The organism is Methanocella arvoryzae MRE50 (assembly GCF_000063445.1).
GTDB classification, from domain to species: Archaea; Halobacteriota; Methanocellia; order Methanocellales; family Methanocellaceae; genus Methanocella_A; species Methanocella_A arvoryzae.
Genome location: NC_009464.1, coordinates 1,775,442 through 1,793,925 on the forward strand (window position 1 = coordinate 1,775,442; position 18,484 = coordinate 1,793,925).

16 protein-coding genes are annotated in these 18,484 nt (G+C 58.4%); 8 read left to right on the top strand and 8 right to left on the bottom strand.

Going from position 1 to position 18,484, the window contains the following annotated elements:
* Nucleotides 1–45 precede the first annotated feature (45 nt).
* Entirely contained in the window at nucleotides 46–2,628 is a 2,583-nt protein-coding gene (locus RCI_RS08830) for a DUF5814 domain-containing protein (protein WP_012036085.1), read from the top strand.
* 160 nt (nucleotides 2,629–2,788) lie between these two features.
* Here the strand turns inward: RCI_RS08830 and RCI_RS08835 are convergent, their stop codons facing one another.
* Complete coding sequence (locus tag RCI_RS08835; protein ID WP_048198331.1) at nucleotides 2,789–3,307, bottom strand: hypothetical protein; 519 nt, start codon at nucleotides 3,305–3,307, stop codon at nucleotides 2,789–2,791.
* A gap of 192 nt (nucleotides 3,308–3,499) precedes the next feature.
* Here RCI_RS08835 and RCI_RS08840 point away from each other — a divergent pair, with 192 nt between their 5' ends.
* Nucleotides 3,500–4,360: a polyprenyl synthetase family protein gene (locus tag RCI_RS08840; RefSeq protein WP_048198332.1), complete on the top strand. Its 861-nt coding sequence runs from the start codon at nucleotides 3,500–3,502 to the stop codon at nucleotides 4,358–4,360.
* Between the two features lie 159 nt (nucleotides 4,361–4,519).
* Here RCI_RS08840 and RCI_RS16690 read toward each other — a convergent pair whose 3' ends face one another.
* A complete protein-coding gene (locus tag RCI_RS16690; protein ID WP_148266580.1) occupies nucleotides 4,520–4,702 on the bottom strand; it encodes a hypothetical protein in 183 nt (60 codons plus the stop codon).
* A 183-nt stretch (nucleotides 4,703–4,885) separates the two neighbouring features.
* Here RCI_RS16690 and RCI_RS08845 point away from each other — a divergent pair, with 183 nt between their 5' ends.
* Nucleotides 4,886–7,168 (top strand): CDC48 family AAA ATPase, encoded by a 2,283-nt coding sequence (locus tag RCI_RS08845; RefSeq protein WP_173363043.1) that lies wholly within the window; start codon nucleotides 4,886–4,888, stop codon nucleotides 7,166–7,168.
* A gap of 113 nt (nucleotides 7,169–7,281) precedes the next feature.
* Nucleotides 7,282–8,361 carry a glucose 1-dehydrogenase gene (locus tag RCI_RS08850; protein ID WP_012036089.1) on the top strand — a complete coding sequence of 360 codons (1,080 nt, stop codon included), beginning with the start codon at nucleotides 7,282–7,284 and terminating at the stop codon, nucleotides 8,359–8,361.
* On the opposite strand, the gene RCI_RS08855 is transcribed toward RCI_RS08850, so the two are convergent.
* A complete protein-coding gene (locus RCI_RS08855) occupies nucleotides 8,333–9,133 on the bottom strand; it encodes a hypothetical protein (protein WP_012036090.1) in 801 nt (266 codons plus the stop codon). The two genes, RCI_RS08850 and RCI_RS08855, sit on opposite strands and share 29 nt — an antisense overlap.
* A gap of 290 nt (nucleotides 9,134–9,423) precedes the next feature.
* Here RCI_RS08855 and RCI_RS08860 point away from each other — a divergent pair, with 290 nt between their 5' ends.
* Entirely contained in the window at nucleotides 9,424–10,935 is a 1,512-nt protein-coding gene (locus RCI_RS08860; RefSeq protein ID WP_012036091.1) for an AMP phosphorylase, read from the top strand.
* Nucleotides 10,936–11,699: 764 nt separating this feature from the next.
* On the opposite strand, the gene RCI_RS08865 is transcribed toward RCI_RS08860, so the two are convergent.
* Entirely contained in the window at nucleotides 11,700–12,017 is a 318-nt protein-coding gene (locus RCI_RS08865; protein ID WP_148266581.1) for an RING finger protein, read from the bottom strand.
* 212 nt (nucleotides 12,018–12,229) lie between these two features.
* Here RCI_RS08865 and RCI_RS08870 point away from each other — a divergent pair, with 212 nt between their 5' ends.
* A complete protein-coding gene (locus tag RCI_RS08870; protein WP_048198334.1) occupies nucleotides 12,230–12,496 on the top strand; it encodes a hypothetical protein in 267 nt (88 codons plus the stop codon).
* Nucleotides 12,497–12,571: 75 nt separating this feature from the next.
* On the opposite strand, the gene RCI_RS08875 is transcribed toward RCI_RS08870, so the two are convergent.
* Nucleotides 12,572–13,018 carry a type II toxin-antitoxin system VapC family toxin gene (locus RCI_RS08875; RefSeq protein WP_012036094.1) on the bottom strand — a complete coding sequence of 149 codons (447 nt, stop codon included), beginning with the start codon at nucleotides 13,016–13,018 and terminating at the stop codon, nucleotides 12,572–12,574.
* A gap of 304 nt (nucleotides 13,019–13,322) precedes the next feature.
* Entirely contained in the window at nucleotides 13,323–14,867 is a 1,545-nt protein-coding gene (locus RCI_RS08880) for a DNA-directed DNA polymerase II small subunit (RefSeq protein WP_048198336.1), read from the bottom strand.
* Nucleotides 14,868–14,989: 122 nt separating this feature from the next.
* Between RCI_RS08880 and RCI_RS08885 the strand changes: the two genes are divergently transcribed.
* Nucleotides 14,990–15,541 carry a S26 family signal peptidase gene (locus RCI_RS08885; RefSeq protein WP_012036096.1) on the top strand — a complete coding sequence of 184 codons (552 nt, stop codon included), beginning with the start codon at nucleotides 14,990–14,992 and terminating at the stop codon, nucleotides 15,539–15,541.
* Between the two features lie 6 nt (nucleotides 15,542–15,547).
* Here the strand turns inward: RCI_RS08885 and RCI_RS08890 are convergent, their stop codons facing one another.
* Entirely contained in the window at nucleotides 15,548–16,030 is a 483-nt protein-coding gene (locus RCI_RS08890; RefSeq protein WP_048198340.1) for a peroxiredoxin family protein, read from the bottom strand.
* A gap of 166 nt (nucleotides 16,031–16,196) precedes the next feature.
* On the opposite strand from RCI_RS08890, the gene RCI_RS08895 reads away from it, so the two are divergent.
* On the top strand, nucleotides 16,197–16,754 hold the full coding sequence (locus RCI_RS08895; protein ID WP_012036098.1) for a S26 family signal peptidase: 558 nt from the start codon (nucleotides 16,197–16,199) through the stop codon (nucleotides 16,752–16,754).
* 7 nt (nucleotides 16,755–16,761) lie between these two features.
* On the opposite strand, the gene RCI_RS08900 is transcribed toward RCI_RS08895, so the two are convergent.
* Complete coding sequence (locus tag RCI_RS08900) at nucleotides 16,762–18,009, bottom strand: ORC1-type DNA replication protein (protein WP_012036099.1); 1,248 nt, start codon at nucleotides 18,007–18,009, stop codon at nucleotides 16,762–16,764.
* Between the last annotated feature and the right edge of the window lie 475 nt (nucleotides 18,010–18,484).

Here is an 18,484-nt window from a genome sequence, read left to right on the forward strand (position 1 = left end):
CAAATAACGATTTATATGAGCAGCATCATCTATTCCGAGTAATACATGGCGCTATACGTCGTTTTCGTGCCCTACCGCAAGGACGAGTACCGGGTCTACCCTGTGAAAGGCGAGGGCACGCCCGTCTTCTCGGGCGTGCTCACCGTGCAGGAGACCTCCAGGGGCATCAGGCCGCTCAAGGTGAGGGTGATCAAGGAAAAGGGAGACGAGTACCTGCCGGTGTCGACGTTCACGGAACTGCTCAAGGCCGCCGACTGCCTTTTTACCACGATGATGGCGGACGCCCAGGAGCAGCCGCTCAACGACATGCTGAAAGCCTACCAGCTCACGTCCCAGAGGATAGGCGTCTGCCGGTTCTGCCTGATGGAGGATAAGATCACCTTCAGGAAGCCCGACATGGTCAGGTTCAAGAGCGAGCTGGTCTGCCTGGACTGCGCCAAAAAAGAGCTGAAGAGGGAGCTGAGCTTCCGGGGCAGGATCACTTCGAAGGGCCTCGACCGGATGGAGGCCATCCTCGAGAAGACGAGGGACCTGAACCGGGTGCTCGCCCTGCTCAACCCGTCCAACCTGCCCCCGGAGCTGACGAAGTTCGACCTGATCCCGGCGGCGGAGTCGAGGATTAAGCCGGTGAAGGTCTCCGACCTCAAGATCGACCCGAAACTCAAAGAGGTACTCCTCGGCAAGGTGGAGAGCCTCCTCCCGGTGCAGTCCAAATCGGTGAGCTCCGGCCTGCTCGAAGGCAAGAGCCAGCTCGTCGTCTCGGCCACCGCCACGGGCAAGACGCTGATCGGCGAGCTCGCGGGCGTCAACAACATCCTGGCCGGCAAAGGGAAGATGCTGTTCCTGGTGCCGCTGGTCGCGCTGGCCAACCAGAAGTACGAGCAGTTCAAGAAGCGGTACTCCCCCCTCGGGCTGAAGACCGCCATCCGGGTGGGCACGTCCCGGATTTCCCTGAACTCGGTCAAGCTGAACACCTCGCTGGACTCGGACATCGTGGTGGGCACGTACGAGGGCCTGGACTACGTGCTCCGCACCTCCGGCCCCGCCGGGGTAAAAAAGATCGGCACCGTGGTGATCGACGAGGTGCACATGCTGGAGGACCCGGAGAGAGGCCACCGGCTGGACGGGCTCATAGCGAGGCTCAAGGCCTGCGCCCCCGCCGCCCAGTTCGTCTTTTTATCGGCGACCATCGGCAACCCGAAAGAGGTGGCAAAGCACCTGGGCGGGACGCTGGTCGAGTACGAGCACAGGCCCGTGCCTCTCGAAAGGCACCTGATCTTCGCGCAGGAGCACGAGAAGTACCGCCTCATCGACGAGTACGCCTCCAAGGAGTACTCGAAGACCTCCTCGAAAGGCTTCAAGGGCCAGACCATCGTCTTCACCAACTCCAGGAAGAAGTGCCACTCCATCAGCCAGGCGCTCCGCATCAACTCCGCCCCATACCACGCCGGCCTGACGTACCCGCAGCGCAAGAGCGTGGAGGACCGGTTCGCGAAGGGCGAGATCAAGGTAGTGGTCACCACGGCAGCTCTTGCGGCAGGCGTGGACTTCCCCGCCTCGCAGGTGATCTTCGAGTCCCTGGCGATGGGCAAAGACTGGCTGTCGGTCAGCGAGTTCCAGCAGATGCAGGGCAGGGCGGGCAGGCCAGACTTCCACGACCTCGGCAAGGTCGTCGTCCTCTCCGACCCCGACAGCACCATCGAGGGGGAGAGCGAGGAAGAGGTCGCATTCCGCCTGCTGGGCGGCAGCGCCGAGCACGTGAACGTCTGCTATGACGAGCCGGAGCAGATGGAGGAATGCCTGGCGAATACTAGCGTCGCACCGGAGGAGAAGGTGCTGGAGAAGATCAACGACGGGATGCTGGGCATCACCTGCCCGACCTCTGCGCTGGTCCAGAAATGCGTCTCCGGCGGCCTGCTGGTCAAAGAAAAGGGCCTGGTGAAGCAGACGCAGATGGGCCGGGCTGTCGTGACTCATTTCCTCAGCGTCGCGAACGCCCTCCTGATCCGGGACCGGCTGCGAAAGAAGGTCGCCCCGCTGGACATCGCCGTCGAGCTGGAGGCGTTCGACGCCGTGTACTTCAGAGGAGCAGACAGGTTATCGAAGATCATCGGCATCAGCGTGCCCTCAAGGGTGTTCAGCCCGTCCAGCCTCGACATCGTCTTCTCCTGCGACGCGATAGCGAAGATGGACCACGGGATGCGGGACCAGTTCCTGGAGTTCAGCGCCGACTTCCTGGACTGCGTGTGCGAGGACAGCCCGTTCTGCGGCTGCGCCGAGCGCAAGTTCAGCAAGAAGCTGATCGCCTATCGTCTGAAAGGAAAAGACCCCCACGGCATAGCGAGAGCGATAGCCGCCGACTACAACCTGAACGCCTTCGAAGGCGACATCCTGGGATATCTGGATCGCACGGTGAGAAACCTGGACGCCGTCCACGAGATCGCCCGCATCGAGCGGCTCAACCCGGCCGCCGCGGAGGCTAAGTTACTGAGAGAGGGCGTCGAGGATCCGGAGAAGATCACCCAGGAGCAGTACAACGCTTTAGTGGGCACCACCAGGAAACGGACGTATGCGCCGAGAAAGAAGGCGAAAGCTGCGCTGGACGACGATGAGGACGAGGACTACTAGCTCGTGGTGAATAATTTACCACAGAGACCCATAGAGAACGGTTCGCCACAGATTCAGAGAAACTCTCGCTTAAAATTGGGGGGAGATGGCTGTGGCTATCTAAAGCACAGCCATCTTTGATAATTGTCAGTACGACAGGCGTTCTGCGCTATCGGTCCACTTACTTCTTCTTGATCGGGCCGGGAGCTTCGTCGTCCACTGCGTTGATGAAGACGCACTTCTTCTCATCCCTCACGGGGATGGCCTTGCCGCCGCTGAACCTGATCCGGCCGTCGGCCACGATGACGTTGTCCTCTTCCGTGTCCTCGATCTCCTCGATGACGCCGGTCGCGGGGTTCTGCCTGAGGCGCTTCTTCTTCGGGCCGTTGCTGGTGGCAGCCTGTGCCGGAGCCGCTTTAGGAGCGGAGGCTTCGTCGTCGAAGGGCGTCTCGGGAACGCTGGCTGAGGCTGCCGCGCTGCCACTGGGCAGCACGTCCATGGCCGCATTCAGCATTCTGGCCAGCATGACGAGCTTGAGCTCGAGGCCGATGATCCGGCTCTCGGTGTCCGCCGGGTTTTCCGATATCTTCGCATCGTACTGGCTGACCGCCTCTTTGAGGTCCGTGATGTCGACCTCTGCGCCAGCCGCGGAGAGCTTCTGCTCTATCCTGTCGAAAATGGTCGTTCCTGCACCATCCATCGATATTATCCCCTATAGGCATTAAATGCGGGGGGATTTCGCTTAAACCTTTTGGTGCCGGATAGAAAGCATCTGTAATATAGTCGCCTGTATTAGTTACGCTATCTGTACGCGGGCGCAGCGGCTGGACAGGAATAAATATAAGCTTGCAGCAATAATTAATCGGCAATCTATCATCATCTAGTGACTCGTATGCAAAACTGGAAAGAGATGAGGGCGATCAATGAGGGTATTGATCAGCTGCTGGCCGGAGTCGAGCTGCCGGAGATCAGGCAGGGCATGGCCCATTCGCTGAAGACTTCCGGGAAGAGGCTGCGACCTCTCACGCTGTTAATCATGGCAGAGCTGAACGGCGGTACCGTTGAAAAAGCGCTGAACGCCGCGCTCGGGATAGAGTGCATCCACACGGCGTCCCTGATCCAGGACGACATACTCGACGAGGGCCTGAAGCGCCGGGGAGAATTGACTTCCCACGAGAAGTTCGGCATCTTCATCGCCACTGTGTCCGCCGATTACCTGATATCCAGGGCAGTGATGCTCTACTCTGGCTACGATGCGAAGTCGATCGAGGCATTCGGCCGGATGGGCCTGGAGCTGGCCGAAGGAGAGGTGCTCGACATCAAAACCAGGAGATCGAAGACTGACGAGGCCTACTACCTCGAGTGCGTCCGCCGGAAAACTGCGACGGCCTTCGCCTCGTGCTTCGAGATCGGCGCGAGGATCGCGGGCGTCTCCGACGATAAGGCAGAGCTCTGCCGGAAGATGGGAGAAGAGTTCGGCATCGCCTACCAGATTGTGGACGACCTGATCGAGTTCACCCGGATCGACGACGAGAACAAGATCTCGTTGCAGCAGTCCTACATCCTGCCCCTCATGTACCTCGAAACCATGCCCCGGGAACAGGCAATAGATGCCTGCATGAAGCAGGTGGAGAAGCGGATCGAGTTCATAGAGCAGTCCCTCGGAGAGTTCGATGACGGGGAGCCGAAGGACAAGCTGCGGGAAGTAGTGGACGTCCTCAGAAAGTACAATGGAGTCAAGATCAAAGGATAGCTAAGTAAAGTGCACAGGCTAAGCCTTAATACTTCCATAACCGGCGTACGCTGCGCTATTACCCTGCTATTGGTCGAAAATGCCGCCAGGCACTCGTAAATGAAGTCGGAGAGGTTCTCCGGGTATAGAGAGGACTTTCAAGCTGAGAGGTCAGAGAGATCAGGAGTTCTGAGAGGGGGTTATGTGAGGTACCCGGAGGTCAGAGAGAATATATAAGTAAATCCTCTCAGACCTTTCCACACTCCCAATCCTCCTCTCAGACCTCTCCACCCTCTCCAACCTCCCGGCCTGAAAATCCTCCCAGACCTCCAGGGAACTCCCCGACCTCCAGAAGTTTTTCACCAGCTTGACTTAAAAAATCCAATTTTGTATATAACTATATTATCTGGCCAGCTTGATCACCTGTAAGATCAGCCTACCGCATGCCATGCATGCCATTATTCTAGCCTGCGCTAAATGCCGTGATAACCGAAACTCACATTTATATTATATTGATTATATTTATTATTCTGTTGAGGTTTGACGATGACCGTGCAGAAAGAGGAGAAAGCTAAGCTGCGGCTGAAGGTGGCGGAAGCAGATAAGCGCGAGGTCGGGAGGGGCATCGCGAGGATCAACGAGCGCCACATCAAGGAAATCGGCGTCTCGTACGGCGACATCATCCAGATCACGGGCCGCCGGACCACCTCGGCCATCGTGGGCAGCGCCTTTCCCTCGGACATGCACCTGGACATCATCAGGGTGGATGGCATCGTCCGGCACAACGCGGGGACTACTTTGGGGGACTATGTGGAGATTTCCCGCGCCCGGTGGAACGAGGCCAGGAAAGTGGTGTTGACGCCTGTTCAGAAAGGCATACGCATCTACGCATCTCCCGACAGCCTGCAGGCCTCATTTCTCAACCGGCCGGTGTCCCAGGGGGACATCGTGTCCACGTCGACGTACAACCCGCCGAGCCAGTCGTTCAACTCCAACCTGATGTTCGAGGAGTTCTTCCGCGACTTCTTCTCCAACCCTTCGCTGGGCCTGGGCGAGGTCAAGCTGGCCGTGGCGTCGACCGTCCCGGCGGGCATAGTAAAGATAACCGAGGTGACTGAAATTCAGCTGATGCCGGAGGCGACCGAGATCTCCAGGACTGAGGTGCCAGAGGTGACCTATGAAGACCTGGGGGGCATCAGGGACGCCATACAGAAGATCAGAGAGATGATCGAGCTGCCGTTGAAGTACCCCGAGCTGTTCAACAGGCTGGGCATAGATCCCCCGAAGGGGGTGCTGATCCTGGGGCCCCCGGGCACCGGCAAGACGCTGCTGGCCAAAGCTGTGGCTAACGAGTCGGACGCGTACTTCACTTCCATCAACGGCCCGGAGATCATGTCGAAGTACTACGGCGAGTCCGAGCAGCACCTCAGAGACGTGTTCAAGGAGGCGGAGAATAACGCTCCCGCCATCATCTTCATCGACGAGCTGGACTCCATCGCCACCAAGCGGGCGGAAGTTACCGGGGAGGTGGAGCGCAGAGTGGTGGCCCAGCTATTGTCCCTCATGGACGGCCTGAAGTCCAGGAAGAACGTCATCGTCATCGGCGCGACCAACCGGCCGGAGGCGATCGACAACGCGCTGCGCCGGCCGGGCAGGTTCGACCGTGAAATCGAGCTCAGGGTGCCGGACAAGGCCGGAAGGAAGGAGATCCTGCAGATCCACACGAGGAGTATGCCGCTCACCCCCGACGTGGACCTGGACGAGCTGTCCGACCGGACGTACGGCTTCGTGGGCGCGGACATCGCCGCGCTCTGCAAGGAGTCGGCCATGAACGTCCTGCGCCGGGTGCTCCCGAACATCGACATGAAAGAGCAGTCTCTGCCCGTGCAGGTACTGGACAAGCTGCGCGTCACCCGCCAGGACTTCGAGGAGGCGCTGCGGATCGTCCAGCCCTCCGCGCTGAGAGAGATCATGATCGAGGTGCCCAACGTCACCTGGGGAGACATCGGAGGCCTGGAGAGCGTCAAGATGCTCCTGCGGGAAGCCGTGGAATGGCCGCTGAGATACGCGGACTCGTTCCGGCGCATAGGCGTCGAAGCCCCGAAGGGCGTGCTGCTGTACGGCCCGCCCGGCACGGGCAAGACGCTGCTGGCCAAGGCGATCGCCAACGAGAGCCAGGCGAACTTCATCACGGCGAAGGGCAGCGATCTGCTGTCCAAGTGGTACGGCGAGTCGGAGAAGCACATCAGCGAGGTGTTCAAGAAGGCCCGGCAGGTCTCTCCCGCGGTCGTCTTCCTCGACGAGCTGGACGCACTCGCCCCGGTGAGGGGCGGGGCCAGCGGAGAGCCCAGGGTCACGGAAAGGATCGTCAACCAGCTCCTGTCCGAGCTGGACGGCCTGGAAGAGCTCAGGGGCGTCGTCGTCATCGGCGCGACCAACCGGCCGGACATCATCGACCCCGCCCTGCTGCGGCCGGGCCGGTTCGACGAGATCATCCTGGTGCCGGTGCCCGACCGGGGCGCCCGGAGGGAGATCTTCAAGGTGCACATGCGCCGCATGCCTGTCGCCCCGGACGTGAAGCTGGAAGAGCTGGTGGACAGGACCGATATGTACACAGGCGCAGACATCGCCTACCTGTGCAAAAAAGCCGGCAGGCTCGCGCTCAGGGAAGACCTGAAGGCGACCGTCGTCAGAAAGAAGCACTTCATGGAAGCCCTGAAGACCACCGAGCCTTCGGTAACCGACGAGGCTATGAGATTCTACCAGAACGTGGGCGGAGAACTGAAACGGAAGGGCAGCAAGGAGATCGAGAAGAGCATGTACTTGTAGCCGGAAGATCGGCGGGCGACCCTGCCTAAGACAGGATTCGGAGAATCGCCAGTAATAAATCCATAATCCCGGCCTCCGGCAATATCCCTGATCCAGCGATCTCGAGGTAGTTTATGAAAGCGGCAGCCATCACACCCGGCAAGAAGGACAGCCTCAGGGTCATCGACGTCGATCGGCCCCGGCCCGGGGCTGGCGAAGTTTTAGTGAGGATGCTGGAGGCCGGCGTCTGCGGCACTGACGAGGAGCTCAACCTGGGCATCATCGGGGAGGCGCCTGCCGGCAGCGATTACCTGATCATAGGCCACGAGAACCTCGGAGTCGTGGAAGAGGCGGGCAAGGACGTCAGGGCTTTTCGGAAAGGCGATCTGGTCGTGGCCACCGTCCGCCGGTCGTGCCCGGGGATGTGCTTCGCGTGCAGGACGGGACAGCCAGACATGTGCGACTCAGACGACTACCTCGAGCGGGGGATCAAGGGCATGCACGGGTATATGGCTGAATACTACACCGAGCGCCCGGAAAACCTGATCCCAGTCCCGCAGTCCCTGCGGAAGGTCGCAGTGCTGCTGGAGCCCCTGAGCATTGTGGAGAAGGGCATCGAGCAGGCGTTCAAGATCCAGGAACGCATGATCTGGCGTCCCCGGAGGGCGCTGGTCGCGGGCGCAGGCCCCATCGGGCTGCTGGCTGCGCTTATTTTGAGAGACGTCGGGCTGGAGGTGAGCACCTTCGCCACCCGGAGCCGGGAGAGCCTGAAGGCCCGGATAGCTGAAGCAGCCGGCATCGAGTATTTTAACGTGAAGGAGACCCCGATCGAGCAAATCGCCGAACTGCAGGGGCCCTTAGACATGATCGTGGAGGCGACGGGCTCCAGCGAGATCGCGTTCAAGGCGATAGGCCTCACTGACAGCAACGGGATCGTCTGCCTGACCGGCTTATCCCCGGAGCAGCGGACACATTCGGTGTGCACCGACTGCGTAAACCAGGATCTCGTAATGCACAACAAGGCAGTCTTCGGCACGGTGAGCAGCAACCGGGTCCACTTCGAGCGGGGCATCGACCGGCTGACATCGATAGAGCGCCGGTGGCCCGGCCTGCTGGAGCGGATGTTCAGCCGCAGGGTCCGCCTGGAGAACGTGAAAGAAGGCCTGAAAGGGGATAAGGAAGACGTTAAAGTCCTGGTGGAAATCGGCGCATGAGCAGCAGGAAAAGCAGGGCTCCGGGGAGAGACGCCAGGCTGGCGGCAAGGGCCCGGCCTGCGGCGATGCCCGAGGCGTCGAGGTCGTTCAGCCGCACCTGGTCGAAAGGCTGGCCATTATCGTATTGAAACGACCCGTTTTTCAGGTAGTAGACGGCCGTCAGCGGAGCTTCCACATAGGGATACATGGCAGGGGGCAGATTCGGATCGTAGACCGAAATACGCGTCTCGTTTTCGCCGACGTCCGCCCGGTACGCGACCACCGCGTGCCCCGGATGGCCTCCCGCCGAATAGTAGACGCCGATCACCGCAGGCTTTCCCGACTTCAGCCGTTCTATGATCTTTTCGTACTCGGCCCGGTTGTCCAGGGCTTTGCCGCCGAACGGAAACCGGGCGTACTCCGCAATATAGTAGAAGGACTGATCTGTCTGGATCCGGTCGATGCAGGGCATGGCTTCGTCGATCGGCTGGTCTGCAGGAGTGCGGTTGGCCAGAAAGTCGTCGACGCTCGCGCTGGCCATCCCGTAGCAGTGGCCCGTGTGGCGAAAGATCTCGTCGTGGAAATCGGATCCCAGCACAGCACCGAGGTCGATGCCGTAGTACACCTCGGGGTCGCCGAAATTCTGGAAAGAGAAGCCGTGAGTCCAGGGACGATACCCTGTGTCTACGATCTCTGTCGAGACAGAGGCCTCCGCGCCTGCTGCGCCGGCGAAGAGAAGAATATTGGCGAATAAGAACATGGCTAACGCCATTGCCACGAGCCGAGCGTTCAAATGATCACCTTCTTATTAAAATATCGCCAATAATACTGGTCGTATCAGCTTTTGGCGCTTATAGCTCGGCTAAAAAGGAAAAATACTTTCTGTTAGCAGGCGGTTGCCTGTAAACTGATTGGATCGCCCGATTACTCTATTATGGTTTCCCCATATGGCATACCTTAGGCCGGGCCGAGGCCGACCTTTACCGACACCTGTACCAGGCTGAAGGCCCTGAAGTTAATCCCAAGAAAGTATATTTGTCATCAGGGTAACTCTAATTACATCAACCCCATCGAGGTTAATGAATGAAGCTCAGAGCACAGCCCTATGACATCGAAGTGGGCCGGTACGAAGTGATCATCAACTCCGCCGACGCGGAGGAGCTAGGCGTGCTGGCGGGCGACCGCGTCCAGGTGAAGGACAAGGATACTATTACTGCGGTCGTAGAGACGACGGACGCCATCGTGAGCCCGGGCAAAATCGGCATCTACCGCGAAGCGTGGGAATCCATTAAGGTAGTGCCCGATGAGGTGGTCGAAGTGCTGCCCGCGGCCAAGCCCAAGTCAGTCTCCTTCATCAGGAAGAAGATGGACAAGCAAAAGCTGACCAGCGAAGAGATGCACGCCATCATCGAGGACATCGTGGACGGCAACCTCACCGAGGTCGAGCTGACCGCCTTCGTCACGGCATCGTACATCTACACCATGGACTCGGACGAGATCGAGTGGATGACCCGGGCTATGGTGAAGACGGGCGACCAGATCTCGTTCGACGTCCACCCGGTCATGGACCACCACAGCATCGGCGGCGTCCCCGGCAACAAGATCTCGCTCTGCATCGTGCCCATCATCGCCGCGGCGGGCCTGCTGATCCCCAAGACCAGCAGCCGGGCCATCACCGGCGCCGGAGGCAGCGCAGACCTCATGGAAATCCTCTGCCCCGTCAGCTTCAGGGCGGACGAGATCAAGAAGATGACGACCAAAGTCGGAGGCTGCCTCGTCTGGGGCGGGGCCACCAACATCGCCCCGGCGGACGACAAGATCATCAACGTCGAATACCCGCTGTCCATCGACCCGAAATCCCAGTTGCTGGCGTCGGTCATGGCCAAGAAGTTTGCCGTAGGCGCAGACACTATGGTGCTCGACATACCGTGCGGCAACGAGACCAAGATTCCGACAGTGCAGGAAGGCAGGAAGCTCGCCAGGGACTTCATGGAACTCGGCGACCGGTTAGGCATGAAGATCGAGTGCGCCTTAACGTATGGCGGCACCCCGCTGGGCCGGGCCATCGGCGGCGGAGTGGAAGTCAGGGAGGCCATGGTCATGCTTGAAAAGTTCGAAGGGCCCCGGAGCTTGTTGGAGAAGACCATCGCCATCTCCGGCATGATGCTGGAAATGGGCGGCGTCGCCCCAAAGAACGAGGGCGCGAAGATGGCCGTCGAACTGGTCAAGAGCGGCAAAGCCCTGCAAAAGTTCAAGGAGATCATCGAAGTCCAGGGCGGCGACCCAAAGGTCACCTCCGACATGGTCCCCATCGGCGACAAGGTCGCGACCGTGCTATCCCCCCAGGACGGCTACGTCCTCGAAATATCCAACAAGAGACTGGTCTACATGTGCCGCCTCGCCGGCGCCCCCCACGACAAAGGAGTGGGCGTCATTCTCCACAAGAAGAAAGGGGAGTACGTGAAGAAGGGCGACGGACTCTTTACATTGTATGCGGACAAGGAGTGGAAGCTGGACGCTGCGATAAAAGAGTCCCTGAGGAATCCGATCATGATGGTCGAGGGCATGATCCTGGAGAAAATCGAGGTGGTTTAAGCTTCCTTGTGAGAGGCTTAAACATCTTCTTTTTTATATAATACGGTTTTTCCATAGAATTCATCGCGGGTCGACGCCCGTCCACTGACGGGCTACTCGTCTTTTCTGGTACTCCGATGCCGGGACCGCACTCGCACCCTCGGAGGCACGACCTGGCTGCGCCTTCGGCTACGCCAGTCGAACCCCCTTCGCAAGCGCTAAGCGACGCCACTTCGTAGGCGTCCATTGCCCCGTTATCTCCGTATCATCGCTGATGGGCAGGACAAGCCCGAAACGCCTCGCCGACCGCTAAACCTTTCAAGTAGTACCGATTCGCCGATAGAATAAGTACTAACTGTATGCGGTCGACGGAGGTTTTTCGGGTCTGCCCGGAGCGAAGCGGAGGGATGCGGAGGCGGCAGGGCAATGGACGCCTACGAAGTGGCGTCGCTTAGGGCTTGCGAAGCAATGTGAGGTCGGCGGCTGCGTAGCGCCAGCCGGCCTGTCATTGCGAGGGTGCGAGCCCGGCCCTGACGGCGCAGCACCCGAAAAACCGTAGTAGGCCGACCATCAGGTCGGCCGTCGACCCGCGTGTTAGGTTATATTCTTTTTGGGCGGCCGTCGACCCGCGAGAATTGTTATAGAAAATCGCTATTGCTGGTATTGACCGGCGATGTAAGCAAAATATGATTTAAGAAGCTGAACTAGCTCGAGGCAGACGACACCCCTTTGAGTTCACACATACGGCATGAAAGCAATTCAAAAAAGTATAGAGCCGAGATGCTTTAGCGCGCCCTCGAAGCTCTTACAGTGGACGCAGCCTTGACTGTCGTCTTCTTCTTAGGTGCCGCACGTTTTCCTGCTGCCCTGACTGGCCGGCGTTCTTCGGCCTCGTCGGAATTCAGCGGAGTGTTGCAGCGGTTGCATTCGGTCACACACCACCGGTGGTAGGTGGCAGTGCAGGCCGGGCATACGGTGGCGTCGTCCTTCTTGACTTTGAGACCGCACTCGTCGCAGCGTCCGGACTCGTCAGCCTCCAGGTCGTCGTCCATCTCGTCCCTTGCATCAAATTCGTCGAAGTCGTCGTCGTCAACGTATGTCATACTGAACTCCAGCAAGAATCCTATCATAGATAATATTTAAAATTTGTGGGCGGAATGGAGGAGGGATTTTGTTGCAACCGTCGACGTTTATAAGGCATACGCGGAGGCCGCGCGGATTACGCGCATAGCAGGCGACAGCTTTTTATTTTTATCCTCTGAGACTACTTAATATAGCCTGCGTATTGCAGGCAAGATTCTATCGACGTGATCCAATGGCTGAACCGGACGTACAGAGCAAGATCGACGAAGCAGTCACCAGGGGAGACTACCCCGACAGGAAAGCCGCCATCGCAGGCCTCATGAAGCAGCTGATCGACTACCAGAAAGGCATGCTCAAAGGCCGGGGTTCCGGCGATACCGTGGCAGAGATCGAGAAGCTCCGGGAGGAGAAGTGGAAGGCCTTGCTGGAGCAGGCCGGCGGCGACGACGAGAAGGCTGCCCGGGCTTACGTGGAAGAGATCGGGAAGTTCAGCCGATAGAACTGTTTTGAGAAATGTGAACTGCCTCCCGGGGGAGGCGGTCTTAAAGCGTGCCAGTCACATTACCGGCGGCTGTCAGCCCATGCTGATCAGGTCTTCTGGGGACATGATCCCGGCAAAGCTGCGCACGTTGAGCATGGTATTCATATCCCTCGTGACGATCAGCGCGTTGTTCCGGTGTGCAAAAACTACGTGCAGCGCCCGGAGGAAGGGGATCTCGTAGGTCCTCGAAAGCTTCAGCGCCCCGATGATGATGCTCTCGTTGGCCACCAGCAAATCCCCGCCGTGCAGCAGCATCATAGGCCGCAGCACCTGGTCCACGTACTCTCGCGGAGCCCCCGCGGCGACCAGCTCGGCTGCGGTGTGCTCGGATACGAGCACCTGGTATTTCCCCTCCGCCGCCTCATAGAGCAGCTTCGCCACGTTCTCCCCGAGCCTGACACCGTTCGCTTCCTCATCCCTCAGCAAACTGAGCAGGACGCCCGAATCAAGGTACAGCTTGAGCTTGATGTTCCCCGGCATGATATCACTTAAGTATCGCCTTCCCGGTATTTAAAGGCAGCCCGCAGCGAACCATAGAGGATGGATCGGCTATTCACCACCGAGATACTCAGAGAGTGGTTCACCACAGAGGGCACAGAGACACACAGAGAATTTTGATGAAATGTATTGAAAAATAATCACTTGTTAAATAAGCCTCTGTGCACCTCTGTGCCCTCTGTGGTAAAACCAGTACTCTGTGCCCTCTGTGCCCTCTGTGCCCTCTGTGGTAAACTAGGAACTCTGTGCACCTCTGTGCCTCTATGGTGATAGCAATTCCATGGAGCTATTCACGGAACCCGACTATCGAAACCTCGCCGGTATTGAGGTCGACGAGGGGTATGCGGGCCGGGTCGGGCTGGATGTTCATTCTCTTCTGGAATTCGGTCTGGCCCTGCCATGTTCCGGAATTTGCCAGGATGACGCCGCGGTGCCTGCAGACGCCTACGGTGTGGACGTGGCCGCTGTGGATGATCTCGGGTATGGGGTCGATGATGAAGTGGTCTTTTTCCTCGGGCGCGATCATCACTCTGCCTCCGTAGATGGGCGATAAGTGGCGGCGTTTGAGGAGTTCGGCCATGGCGAGCTCGGGCCGGGAGTACGATGCGCCGGGTAAATTGGATACCAGGTCGTCGATGGACCTGCCGTGGTAGATCATGACTCTTACCCCCTCTATTTCCACTGCAGACGGGTTGCCGACGAAGGTGACGTTGCCCTGTTTGAACATGTCCTGCACTTCCCTGGAAAGGGCTGGCTGGGGCTCGGCCTGCCTGACGGCGTCGTGGTTTCCTGGAGAAATGACGATCTGGATGTGCTTCGGGATCATGGAGAAGTACTCGGCGGCCTTACGGTACTGGTCGTAGACGTCGAGGATGTGCAGCTCTTTTTCCTGCCCGGGGTAGATGCCGATGCCGTCCACGAGGTCGCCGGCCACTATGATGTACTTGAGCCGGGACACAAGGTCGGCGTCTCTGTCGGTGGGGCAGTCCCCGTTCACCCAGTCCAGGAACTTCATCCAGTCGTCCTCGAGGAAGGTGTCGCTGCCCACGTGGACATCGGAGATCAGCGCTGCTATGGATGGCTCTGATGAGCGGCGGGGGATGTTGGTGTAAGGCACGTCAGGGTAGACGAGGGATTTGGCGATGAGCAGGCCCCCGTCGCCGGACAGCTGGCCGGACACTCCGATCACCTCGTCGAGGATGAGCGGGCTCTCGAAGATGTCACTGTCCTTCATGATCAGCACGTTGATCGAGCCCGTGGGATCCTCCAGCTCGATCATGCGGTGGCCTCCCGACGTCTGGCGAAGATCGCTGACCATGCCTATGACCGCGACCTCGCTCTTGCCGTCTCCGCTACTGGACCGGCGGCCGCCCTTTTTGAGGCTCTCGATGGGGCGGGAGCTGACCCGGCTGCGGATCATGTCGCCCAGCTTTGTATAACGATAGCGGAAATATCCTACAAACTCGTCGTAGTCGCCGATACAGGTGGAATTGTTAGTAATGTCGTTGAGGACCCTGACTTCTCCTGCAGATGCGACGGGCTGGATCTGCCTGGGCTTTGCCGGAGACCTGTAGGCAGGCGTGGCCTGGGATGGCGGAACAGTGCTCCCATGAGATCTGTCAGAGCTGCCCGATACGGAGGCTCTGATCACCTCTTCTGAGGACAGGATTCGCCTGACGTCCTCCACAGTGACCATGAACGCGGAAGCGTCCATCCCGTCAAGAAGGCGCTCCAGGTCGCGGCTGCTTTTAGCCTTGAGCAGTTCCAGGGCTTCCGGCTCTACCATGAAACCTCTGCTGGCCAGCTTGTTGACGATCTCCATCCCGGACATAGGCAGTATAGGCAATGTACCGATGTGCCAATTAACTTTTGGTTAACCAGGCGGCATCACAGGGCTCCAGCGGATATCTATATATTATAATAATGCTGATATTTTATTCTGGAGCGGATAGGGTGGACATTATAAGGAAATTTTTGAAGAGCAAGAACTTCTGGGTTTCTACGGCGAGGGAATTCCTGTTCGCCTTCGCCTTCATCGCGGTGGTAGCAGGGGCGCTGTACGCGTATTCGGGGGCATGGCCGCCGCTGGTGAGCGTAAACGGCCTCAGCATGCACCCGCACATGCAGGACGGAGACCTCATTCTCATACAGAAGCTGAGCTCCGACCAGATCCAGACCTATGAAGAGGCTAAACTGTCAGGCTACAAGACTTTTGACGGCTACGGCGACGTGCTCGTCTACAGGCCCTTCGGGCGGACCGATATTACGCCCGTGATCCACCGGGCCATGTCCCGGGTCAACGCGTCGAGCCCCATGTGGGAAGGCAGCACCCTTGCGCCCAACAGCGGCTTCGTCACTCAGGGCGACAACAACTACCTGTTCGATCAGAGCTGCGCCATCTGCCCGAACACGCCTGTCCAGGAAGACTGGATCCTCGGGGTGGCCAGGTTCAGGATACCGTATCTGGGGTACGTGCGGAGCCTGATCGGCATATTCGGGCTGTGATCTGAATTACTTAGCGCCGGCCATCTGCCTGAGCTTCATGGTGATATACCCGAGGTCGGGCACGTTGGGCGGGCTGGCCCCGCGGTAAGCGTACTGGATGACGCCGTCCTTGTCGATGATGAAGGCAGCGGGCCAGGTCCAGTTGGTCGTGGGGTTGTAGACGTCGTACTTCCTGACCGAGTCGAGCTCAGGATCGCTCAGCAGCGTAAACGGCGGCTTGAGGTTTTCGGTGATCGTCTTCACCTTGCCGGGGAGCTCGGGGGTGATAGCTATCACGTCTGCGCCGAGCTCTCTCAGGTCCTGGTACCTGTCGATGAAGTCCCGGAGGCTGCGCATCGAGTGCAGGTCGAAGCCGCCGAGGAAGAAGATCATCACGAGGTTGCTCCTGCCTATGTAGTCGCTGAGGGAAACGTCTTTGCCATCGGCGTTTTTCAGCCTGGCGTCCTCCGCCCGGCTGCCCACGTCCAGCCTTAAGATCATCTTGTACATACAGATCGTAGAAATCTCTCGGCTGCATTGTTAAATAGAGTCCCCAAGAATAAACTGCCAGACGATTCTACCCCGTATTTATCACCTGCTGCCTCGCGGAATACTCCCCGGATTTTCGGAGGAAAATGCCCGAGAATTTATGTGACGGCCTCCCTATATCTCGATCATGGAACCTCGAAGCTCCCGGGGCCTGGCAGCCATCTTTATGTCGAAGGACTTCTGGATCGAGCTGGCCAAGGATCTGGCCTTCACGGCAGGCTTCGTGCTCGTGCTCGTCGGGCTGCTGTACGCCTACTCCGGGGTGTGGCCCCCGATGGTCGCCGTCGAAGGGCATAGCATGCTCCCCAACCTGAAGCCCGACGACCTCATTATTATGCAGAGCCTCGACCGGGCCAGCGTAACCACGTATAACGAAGCCGTCGACCGGGGCTACAAGGCGTTCAACGACTTCGGGGACGTGATCGTCTTCAAGCCTATGGGCGACTCCACAGTGACGCCCGTCATCCACCGGGCCATGTACTACGTAGAAGAAGGCCAGCCCATGTGGACCGGCGGACCTCCGGCACCTCACTCCGGCTACATCACCCAGGGCGACAACAACTACCTGTACGACCAGTCCAGCCCTATCTCCCAGAACCAGCCTGTGAAAAAAGAGTGGGTCCTCGGGGTCTCGCAGTTCAGGATACCATACCTGGGGAAGCTAAGGACGTTGCTCGGGGTATAGCGAAAAGTTACAGCCGTTGCTGGTTGTAGAACGGCTTGCTATCCTTGAGCGACCTCAGCCGGTAGTCGTCGAGGAGGACTTTGCGGGTGCTCTCCGCCGGCACGCTCAGCGCGATTTCCTTGGTTCTGCCGTACCTGCCTTTGCTGACTACGGTGGCGTTGACGATGCCCAGCATGTCCAGCTCGCTGATCAGGTCTGTGACCCTGCGCTGGGTGAGCACGTCGGAGTCGATCATGCGGCACAGCCGGCGGTAGACGTTATACACGTCACCGGTGTTGAGCTCGTGGGTATCGTTGCCCTTGTCGAGCAGCACTATACTGTACAGCACGAGCTTGCTCTGGGTCGGCAGCGTCCGGACGACCTCGGTGATCCGGTCCTGCTCGATCTTCTCTCTGGCCCTGCGCACGTGCTCTTCTTTGACAACCGAGTCTCTAGAGCGCTCGGCGATCTCGCCCGATACCCTCAACAGGTCGAGCGCCTTTCTCGCATCGCCGTGCTCCTGGGCCGCGAAGGCCGAGCACAGCGGTATAACCGAGGGTTCGAGGGTATTTTCCTTGAACGCCATCTTGCTGCGCTGCTCCAGAATATCGCTGAGCTGCAGGGCATTGTATGGCGGAAAGATGATCTCCTCCTCGCCCAGGGACGATTTGACTCTGGGATCCAGGTAGTCGGTGAACGTGAGGTCGTTGGAGATGCCGATGATGCTGACTTTGGCCTTTTTAAGGTCAGAGTTGATGCGCGATAAATTGTAGAGAATGTCGTCGCCGCTCTTCTTTACCAGGTTGTCGATCTCGTCCAGGATGATGATGGCGACCTGCTCTTTCTTGTCCAGCGCGTCCCGGAACTCGTTGAACACCTGGTCGGTGGGCCAGCCGGTGATTGGTACTTCCCGGTTGTAGTGCCTGGCGAGGTGGGCGAGGATCCTGTACTGCGTGTCTATGCGCTCGCAGTTGATGAAGAGGACCCTGCACTCGACGTTCATTTTTTCCGCCAGATCCATGAGTTTCTTGCTCACGCTCTCGAGCGTAGCAGTCTTCCCAGTGCCGGTTTTGCCGTAGATCAGGATGTTGGACGGCGATTCGCCCCTGAGAGCCGATACGAGAATCTCTGCCACAGCGTTGATCTGGTCCATCCTGTGAGGCAGGTAGTCAGGAGTGTAAGATGAACGGAGAACTTCACGGTTCTGGAATATGCCCTTCATGCTGAGCAGGTTTTGGAAGATGTTGTCGAGGGACTTATCTTCTGCGCTGTTCACAAGGTTGTCGAAAAGTCCCTTGCTGTCCTTATTACCTTCTTTAGCAGCATTATCAGATGCCACTATGCCGGCATCGGCAGATGCTTTTGTACTATCACCAGATAATTTACCAACATCAGAAGATGTTCTACCAGCATCAGCAGATGCTCCAGCATCTGTGGGGGTGTTAGTCTCGGCACCTCCAGGGGGAAGAGGTGGTGTGGTCTTGTCAGTCAACATAAGATATGCACCAGAACCAGGCGTTTCCAGAGGAAATGATAGTATTTGTCATGTATTAATAGTTGTGGTAGAGAGAACCCCTTTATTTCTTGTGGAAATTCGGACAATTTGAGATGTGTTTTTGATTTAACGATATTTAATGCCAAATAAAAATTTTTTCTTCTGCACTGTAAGTCCATAAAGTGTCCAGAGCCAGAATATCAAAAATCGTGCCGACGTAAGGCCATCATTTCCACTGGAACTTATTTTATGCCGG